Origin of the sequence: Nodosilinea sp. LEGE 07298 (assembly GCF_015207265.1) — a bacterium.
Lineage (GTDB): Bacteria > Cyanobacteriota > Cyanobacteriia > Phormidesmidales > Phormidesmidaceae > Nodosilinea.
Window position 1 is genome coordinate 1 of record NZ_JADEXE010000499.1, and the last position, 2,726, is coordinate 2,726.

Annotated in this window: 3 protein-coding genes and 1 pseudogene; 3 read left to right on the plus strand and 1 reads right to left on the minus strand. The window is 57.7% G+C overall.

What is annotated here, in order from left to right; all coding sequences use genetic code 11:
• Nucleotides 1–363 (plus strand): annotated as a pseudogene (locus IQ273_RS32295) (VWA domain-containing protein); the annotation flags it as partial.
• 132 nt (nucleotides 364–495) lie between these two features.
• Nucleotides 496–870: a hypothetical protein gene (locus IQ273_RS32300; RefSeq protein ID WP_194027171.1), complete on the plus strand. Its 375-nt coding sequence runs from the start codon at nucleotides 496–498 to the stop codon at nucleotides 868–870.
• Here IQ273_RS32300 and IQ273_RS32305 read toward each other — a convergent pair.
• Nucleotides 867–1,142, minus strand: a complete 276-nt coding sequence (locus IQ273_RS32305; RefSeq protein ID WP_194027172.1) for a hypothetical protein — start codon at nucleotides 1,140–1,142, stop codon at nucleotides 867–869. The two genes, IQ273_RS32300 and IQ273_RS32305, sit on opposite strands and share 4 nt — an antisense overlap.
• A gap of 368 nt (nucleotides 1,143–1,510) precedes the next feature.
• On the opposite strand from IQ273_RS32305, the gene IQ273_RS32310 reads away from it, so the two are divergent.
• Nucleotides 1,511–2,726, plus strand: a 1,216-nt coding sequence (locus IQ273_RS32310) for an ABC transporter ATP-binding protein (RefSeq protein ID WP_228054317.1), incomplete at its 3' end; no start/stop codon positions are given.

Genomic DNA, 2,726 nt, shown 5'->3' on the forward strand with positions numbered 1-2,726 from the left:
GACCAGCTCCAGCACCAAAAGTTTTTGGCCACCGTGGACGGTCTGCGGGCCGATGGTGCCACCGCTATGTACGACGGGGCCATGGTCGGCCTCGCCGATCTGCTGGCCCAAAAAGAAAATGACCCCAGCGGGCGCTACTACCTGCTGCTGCTCAGCGATGGCGAAGTCAACCGGGGCTACACCTTCGACGCCATTCAAGACATTCTCGCCTACAGCGACGTGCGCTTTTACCCAATTGCCTACGGCGAAGTAGACCAGGGCGAACTACAGGCGATCGCCGCCCTGCGCGAGTCCACCGTGCAGCAGGGCACCCCCGCCAACGTGCAAACCCTGTTCAAAGATCTGTTCCAGGTTAATCTTTAGGGGTTTGAGGTGCAGAGGCTTTAAGTATCCGGTTCAAAGCATTACCCCAAACCGTAAACCTGATACCCGAAACCCAAAACCCTTAATCCCACACCACTTCCCCCTGGCTTCTGAGGCTCTACGATCCGCCCCATGCGCAACCCCAACCAACGACTGATGTATACCCTGGGCCTGGGCTGGATCACCTTTGCCGCCCTGGGCCTGGGCCTACGCCAGATTCTCGCCAGCCCTAAAGTAACGGTCGTCATCGATCGCAGCTACTGCGCCCCGGCCCAGTGGCAGCAGTTAGCCGACCAATACGCCGACCTCTACGCCCAGCAGGAGCAACGAGAAATTACCATTGACGAAGTAATCTACGTCAGCGACTTTGGCCAGGTCGTCGCCACGCCTCTACCTACCCCCGAAGAGGTGCAGGCCCTCACTCCCAATGGGCTGCCCAACGCCGCTGAAATACAGAAAGCCACCGCAGCCAATCCCGATGCCACGGTGCTGACCTGCGGCGGCTAGAGGATAGAAAGAGGACGTAATAGACACAAGGCCAGCTTCGCCAGCGGTGAGGTCAGCTTCGCCAGCGGTGAGGCCAACTTCGCCAGCGGTGAGGTCAGCTTCGCCAGTGGTGAGGTCAGCTTCGCCAGCGGTGAGGCCAGCTTCACCAGCGGTGAGGTCAGCTTCACCAGCGGTGAGGCCAGCTTCACCAGCGGTGAGGTCAGCTTCACCAGCGGTGAGACTAGCTTCACCAGCGGTGAGGTCAGCTTCACCAGCGGTGAGGTCAGCTTCACCAGCGGTGAGGCCAGCTTCGTGTGTAGTGATATAGCTGTGGCCAGTCTGGTTAAGACAGGTCTCCTATGAACGTTCAAACGTTTGAACGTTCATAGGGTTTCTGGATGTCCTAACCAACGTGACTATGGCTATAACTAATCCGAATCGCATAACTCCTATTCCAAACAGGCGGCTTGCGTAGGGGCATAGGCGCAGCCAAGCCAAAGGCTTTACGGTGTTTACCCAGCCCAACCGACGGTAGCCAAGACAGATTCAGTATTAAATGATGCCCCTCACCCGTCTGGCCCAATTCATGCCTAAACTGAAGACTGCCCCCACAGCCCCGCCATAGTTCAAAGACGACCTCTTCAGGCCAACGCATTGCCCTATGACCGCTACCCCCACCCTGCCCAGCGACGACATCTCTCGCCACCCCGATAGCGACTGGCGGCTGTTTTTGCGCATGTGGCCCTACATTTACCAGCACCGCGCCGCCCTGGTACTGCCGCTGATTTTGCTGGTGCCCCTGGCGCTGGCCAACGCCCTCCAGCCGGTGCTGATTGGTCAGGCTATTTCCCTGATTCGCCAGGAGCCGGTGATGTTTTTTGTAGAGGGCCGCACCCTCCAGGGCGGCCTCAATCTGCTGGTGGGGCTGCTGGTGGTTACCGTTGTGATTCGGCTGCTGCTAGATGGCTTTCAGAGCTACCTGGTGCAGGCCGTGGGGCAGCGGATTACCGCCAACATTCGCACTGACCTGTTTACCCACGTCACCTCCCTGGCGGTGCGCTTTTTTGACCGCACCCCAGTGGGCAAACTCATTACCCGCATCACCAGCGATGTCGATGCCCTAGGCGATGTATTTTCCACCGGGGCGGTGGGCATTATTACCGACGTATTTTCGATTTTGGTGCTGCTGGTAGTCATGTTTACCATGCAGTGGCAGCTGGCCCTCATGTTGCTGGGGCTGCTGCTGCCCGTCACTTGGCTAATTATTTACTTTCAGCAGCAGTACCGCAAAGCCAACTATAAAGCCCGTGAGCACCTGTCTGAGCTAAACGCCACCCTACAAGAAAACGTCGCTGGCATTAACGTCGTGCAGCTGTTTCGCCGCGAGCGCTACAACGCCGAAGGGTTTCGCCACACCAACCAAAAGTACATTACCGCCGTCGACAAAACTATCTTCTACGACTCCGCCGTATCGTCCACGCTAGAGTGGATTTCGCTGGTTGCGATCGGTGGCGTGCTCTGGCTCGGCGGTCTGCTCGTCATGCAGGATGCTCTCACATTTGGTACTTTGGCCACCTTTATTTTGTTTGCCCAGCGCCTTTTCGACCCCCTGCGCCAGTTTGCCGACAAATTTACCGCCATCCAGGCCGGGCTAACGGCGGTAGAGCGCATCACCGACCTATTCAACGTCCCCGTCGAGATTCGCGACCCAGAGCACCAGAGTAAAGGTGGAGAAGGTGAGGCAATAAGGCGCACGGAAGACAACGGTGACAAGGTAAAGCCCTTCGAGACCCTAGATGCAGCTAATTCCCCTTTGCTGCCCTCCGAAGTTAAGCACGAAGCGAACGGCAACCCCATTTCCTTCCCCACCACCTATC